5 protein-coding genes and 1 pseudogene are annotated in these 4,350 nt (G+C 58.1%); 3 read left to right on the forward strand and 3 right to left on the reverse strand.

What is annotated here, in order from left to right:
* Positions 1-154: 154 nt before the first annotated feature.
* Positions 155-367: pseudogene (locus WA070_RS11710) on the forward strand (integrase core domain-containing protein); the annotation flags it as partial.
* A gap of 690 nt (positions 368-1,057) precedes the next feature.
* Positions 1,058-1,318, forward strand: coding sequence for a helix-turn-helix domain-containing protein (locus tag WA070_RS11715; protein WP_293983445.1), 261 nt, complete (start codon positions 1,058-1,060; stop codon positions 1,316-1,318).
* Positions 1,319-1,364: 46 nt separating this feature from the next.
* Here WA070_RS11715 and lgt read toward each other — a convergent pair whose 3' ends face one another.
* Entirely contained in the window at positions 1,365-2,201 is an 837-nt protein-coding gene (gene lgt / locus WA070_RS11720) for a prolipoprotein diacylglyceryl transferase (RefSeq protein WP_293983401.1), read from the reverse strand.
* A 125-nt stretch (positions 2,202-2,326) separates the two neighbouring features.
* Here lgt and WA070_RS11725 point away from each other — a divergent pair, with 125 nt between their 5' ends.
* On the forward strand, positions 2,327-4,078 hold the full coding sequence (locus WA070_RS11725) for a chloride channel protein (RefSeq protein WP_293983404.1): 1,752 nt from the start codon (positions 2,327-2,329) through the stop codon (positions 4,076-4,078).
* Positions 4,079-4,091: 13 nt separating this feature from the next.
* Here WA070_RS11725 and WA070_RS11730 read toward each other — a convergent pair whose 3' ends face one another.
* A complete protein-coding gene (locus WA070_RS11730) occupies positions 4,092-4,205 on the reverse strand; it encodes a DUF2474 domain-containing protein (RefSeq protein ID WP_081764090.1) in 114 nt (37 codons plus the stop codon).
* On the reverse strand, positions 4,205-4,350 hold a 146-nt coding region (locus WA070_RS11735; RefSeq protein WP_422632264.1), incomplete at its 5' end, for a cytochrome d ubiquinol oxidase subunit II. The genes WA070_RS11735 and WA070_RS11730, both read right to left, overlap by 1 nt.

Consider the following 4,350-nt stretch of genomic DNA (forward strand, 5'->3'; position numbering starts at 1 on the left):
CGCCTGCGGCTGCGCTATGCACCACACGGATCAACCCGGGTGGTCCGATCGGGCCGGAAAGCGTAAGGAGCATTGTGATGAGGCAACGCTACCATGCCTCGGGAACATCCTCTCGTGAGGCAACACGGTTCTCATCCTGATTGACGCCCAGCACAATGTCTTCATTGAACGCCTTTGGCGATCGGTGAAGTACGAATGCGTCTATCTCCACGCCTTCGAGACCGGAAGCGAAATGCGGGCGGGCCTCGCGCGATGGTTCACCTACTATAACCAGCATCGACCCCATTCCGCCCTTGCCGGCAGAACCCCGGCAGAGGCATATGGGCAAATCGACCCATCAGGTCATGGGGGGCATGCCCCCCCATGACCTGATGGCCAAACTCGCGGCATGACAACACCGGCTTGAGCTTAACTTTGCCGCAAACCTGTCCAGGAAGGCGGGACCACCTCAGGGGGCCTTATCGCTCGTCTCATTTTCATTACATATCTGAAAATTAAAACCGAATTATTGTGGATTGGATTCCGGCTCGGCCATCGTCAATTTTGTAAAACGCGGAATAGCGCGCCTTGATATACGCTTCGTGAGCAGCGGGGGACGATCTCTGAATTTGCGCGATACAGAAAAGCCCCGCAGGCCGTATGGCTTGCGGGGTTCTGGGTTCATATTGCTATGATGAAGTTATTATACTGACATTGGTTGCGGGAGCTCGCAACCATCTTAACTTGCATTTTCATCAACATGGGTTTGCCAAAGAGCATGGGTCAGCAACGATATCCAGATATCTACATTCTCTCCGTGTCGCATCTTCACTGTATCAAACAGCGGCCTAATCCAGCCTTCATTTAACATATCTATTATTATCAACCCGGTTTTTTGTAGGCGGCGGATTCTAGATTGAAGTGCGAATTCCTTGGATTTCTATGGGGTTTCCCCTTTTCAAGGAATGCGAATGATGGGCCGGTATCATCACCTCGGATTGGACGAGCGGCGAATATTATATCGTCTGGTGCAGACTGGGCGAAGCGTAAAGCAGGCGGCGATGGATCATCCGGGCTTGTGTCGCGCCGCCCTGGTCGACCCGGCAACCGGCGCTTGGATGATGCCATCAGAGATCAGATTGTCGCACTCGTTCGGACCCATTATCATGATTTTGGTCCTACCCTGGCTGCGGAGTATTTGGCGGAACGGCATGATCTCCGAATCTCGCGTGAGAAGCTGCGCAAGTTGATGATGACGCCGGTCTTTGGAAGGATCGTCAAGCCTGTCGTCCTCGCCCGTATCAGCCTCGCTATCGCCGGGATTGCCGTGGCGAGCTGATCCAGGTCGAGTGGATCGAAGCATTGGTGGTTCGGCTTGCGTTCGTCTAGCACGGCAATGGCTGTCGCCGGATGGCCCAAAGCATCAGGGCCGTTCCGCCAGCGATCATCGGGATACAGAGCCATTGCCCCATATGCAGCCCGGTCGCTGTCGTGAAAGCAATGAGTTGCCTGTCGGGCTCGCGAACATATTCAACGAGAAACCGGAACACGCCATAGCCAAGGACAAACGCACCGCTCAGCATGCCGGGACGCTGGCGTGCATTCGTGAAACGGAACAGGCACCAGAGCAACAGGAACAGACAGGGCCCTTCGAGCGCAGCTTCATAGAGTTGGCTCGGATGGCGCGGATAGGGGCCGCCGCCGGGAAAGACGATGCCCCAGGGTAAAGTCGTTGGCCGCCCCCAAAGCTCGCCATTTACAAAATTCGCAAGGCGGCCAAGCAGCAGCCCGATCGGGGCGCACATCGCGACATAGTCGATGATCCTAAGCCACCGCAGGCTATGGCTGCGCGCAAATATGATGATTGCGATCGCCACGCCGAACGCACCACCATGGAAGGACATGCCGCCCGCCCAGAGCTGGAAGATCTTCCAAGGCTGGGCCACGTAGGTGCTCAAGTCGTAGAAGAGAACATAGGCAAGACGCCCGCCGATGATGATGCCCGCCGTCACCCATGTTACCAAGCCGTCGGCTTGGTCACGCGTCATCGGTGCCCCATCTTCGGCGAGCAACCGGATCAGATAGAACCAGCCCAGTAGAATGCCCGAAATATAGGCGACGCTGTACCAGCGCAGCGCGAACGGCCCGATCTGAACCAGCACGGGATTGAGATGCAGCGACGAAAAATAGATCGCGGTTTGGGCATGACCCGCGAGACTCATAGGATAGTCCATTCTAAGGGAAAATGCCCCTTCGCATCTCCCTAACTCAGGCTCAAATGGTATCCTCGGCATGCTCCTCCTCCAAAAGTCCTTGCGCAGCAGAACGGCGCTCTGCGAAATCCGGGATGAGTGAGCGTTTCTTGCGTCCTGCGGGCATCGTGTCGGCGGCGCGCCGTATTTTTCGTTCCAGTGAAGCCAGCTTCATTCTCTTGGCAGTCGGCGTTGGCATTGCTGCGGGCCTGCTTGCGGCTATGCTCGGCGCAACTGCGCATTTTTTCCAGTCCACGCTCTACGGGTTTCAGGTCGATGATCGCTTGAGCGGTCTTGCGCACATCCCGCCCGTACGGCTTCTAGCGTTGCCGCTAGGCGGCCTGGTGCTTGCAGGGATCGTTCTCCTTGTCCGCAATCACAAGCGGACAGCTATCGACGTTGTCGAGGCGAACGCCCTCCATGGCGGGCGCATACCCTTTCGGGACACGATGCTGGTATCCGGTCAGACCTTGATTTCCAACGGTTGCGGTGCATCGGTGGGGTTGGAGGCAGCTTATGCACAGGCCGGAGGCGGCATTGCATCGCTCATCGGCCAATGGTTGAACCTGCGGCGCAACGACCTGCGCGTTTTGGTAGGGGCAGGGGCGGGGGCCGCGATCGGTGCAGCGTTTGGCGCGCCTCTGACCGGCGCTTTCTATGCTTTTGAAATCGTCATCGGCGCCTACACGCCGGCGAGCATCGCTCCCGTCGTGGCCGCGACACTAGCAGCCGTCGTGACCGCACGTACGCTCGGCGCCACACCGTATCTCATTGCCGCCACCAGCAGCCAGAGCCTCGAGACAGTGGACTATCTGCTTTACGCCATCCTGGGTCTCGCTTGCGCATTGGTGGGCATCGCACTTATGCGCTTGGTATCACTTGCGGAAGCTTGCGTCCGTCGAACCCCACTGCCGGAGTGGGCAAGGCCGATAGTTGGCGGGGCGCTGCTTATCCCGATTGCACTAGCTTCTCCTCACGCGCTTTCGGCCGGGCACGGGGCGCTGCATCTCACCATCGGTGGAGAGCTGGCGATCGGCGCGCTCGCTTTTATTTTTGTACTCAAATGCCTCGCGTCCGTGGTGTCGCTGGGCTTCGGCTTTCGTGGCGGTCTGTTTTTTGCATCACTTTTCTTGGGCGCCTTGCTCGGTCAAATTCTTGCCGGGCTATGGATGCTGATCCCCGGGGTTGTCTCACTATCGCCGGTGGACGCAGCACTGGTTGGGATGGCGGCGCTGGCCGTAGCGGTCGTCGGAGGGCCAATGACCATGTCCCTTCTGGTGCTTGAGGCGACGCATGATTTCGGCATCACCGCGGTGGTGCTCACCGCAACGCTGTGCTCGAGCGCTCTGGTCCGGGAGCGCTTCGGTTACTCCTTCTCGACCTGGCGCCTGCACCTGCGTGGTGAAGTGATCCGAAGCGCGCGCGATATTGGCTGGATGCGTTCGTTGACGGCACGCAAGATGATGCGCGCTGCCCCGGCGACCGCACTGCCGACACTTTCGATGTCCGATTTCAGGCAGCAGTTCCCGTTGGGTTCGACGAGCCGGGTACTCCTGCAGGACCGATCAGGCCTCTACGCGGGCCTGGTGCCGACTGCGGCCGTCTTTGCAGATTTGGGCTCGGCGGAGCGGGCCATCTCCGAGTTGGCTATCCTCCAGAATGTCGTGCTGTCACCTGAAATGTCGATCGCTTCAATCATGGAAGCATTCGACGTGAGTGGAGCCGACGATCTAGCCGTTGTCGATGAAGATCGACGGATTTTGGGTATGCTGACCGAAAAATACGTTCGCAAACGCTATGCTGACGAGATCGATCGTTCGCAGCGCGACCTTTATGGCGAAAACTGACTGCCTGTCGATATCAGGGCTTCAGCCAGAAGCGCAGAATCATCGATACTGCACCGAGCGCAACAACGCTCCCGGTCCAGATCAGCGCCATCCATCCCAGCCGCTTCCAAAAGGGCGTATACTTCATCAGTGATAGCCGTGCGTGCCAACTTTGCCACGAAAGACCCAATAGGCCCATCCAGTATAGGCAAGGATGACCGGCATGATGATCGCGGTCCCCACCAACATGAATATCTGGCTCCGCTCGGGCGCGGCGGCATCCCATATGGTGA

This window comes from Sphingobium sp., from assembly GCF_049304695.1.
In the GTDB taxonomy this organism is placed as follows: Bacteria; Pseudomonadota; Alphaproteobacteria; order Sphingomonadales; family Sphingomonadaceae; genus Sphingobium.

Coding starts and splice junctions, on each gene's coding strand:
- lgt (WP_293983401.1), bottom strand. CDS start 2,201: ATGAGTCTCGCGGGTCATGCCCAAACCGCGATCTATTTTTCGTCGCTG.
- WA070_RS11725 (WP_293983404.1), top strand. CDS start 2,327: ATGAGTGAGCGTTTCTTGCGTCCTGCGGGCATCGTGTCGGCGGCGCGC.
- WA070_RS11730 (WP_081764090.1), bottom strand. CDS start 4,205: ATGAAGTATACGCCCTTTTGGAAGCGGCTGGGATGGATGGCGCTGATC.